Below are 439 nucleotides of genomic sequence, written 5' to 3' on the forward strand. Positions count from 1 at the left end.
GCACGAGCATCGCCCCCACGATCCACAGCGGCCTAACGGCCACGGCGGACATCGTCAGCGGTCTGCGGCCGTGAGCGCGCGGCCCGCTGGGCCCACGGCCGCCAGGTGGCCTCGCCGGTCGCGGGGCCGACGGCCGCGCGGCCCGGGAGGTCGCACGACAGCGCACCGCTGAGGCGGCCCGCGCGGCAGGGAGGTCACCCACGGGCGACCCCGTAGGGACTCAGCCCCGTTCCGCCACCGCCGCCGGGTCGTCCAGGACGCCTCGCACCACCGAGTGGGCGGCGCCCAGCAACGGCCCCTCCGGGCCCAGGGCGGACACGGAGACCGGGCAGGGCCGGCCCGCCGTACGCCGGGCCAGCTCCGAGCGGAGCGAGGGCAGCAGCCAGGGCGACAACCCGGACAGCGCGCCGCCCAGCACCACGTTCTCGGGATCCAGGAG

1 pseudogene is annotated in these 439 nt (G+C 78.4%); it reads right to left on the reverse strand.

What is annotated here, in order from left to right:
- Positions 1–220: 220 nt before the first annotated feature.
- A pseudogene (locus LPA54_RS39185) lies at positions 221–439 on the reverse strand (ROK family protein); the annotation flags it as partial.

The organism is Streptomyces sp. DH12 (assembly GCF_020873895.1).
GTDB lineage: Bacteria > Actinomycetota > Actinomycetes > Streptomycetales > Streptomycetaceae > Streptomyces.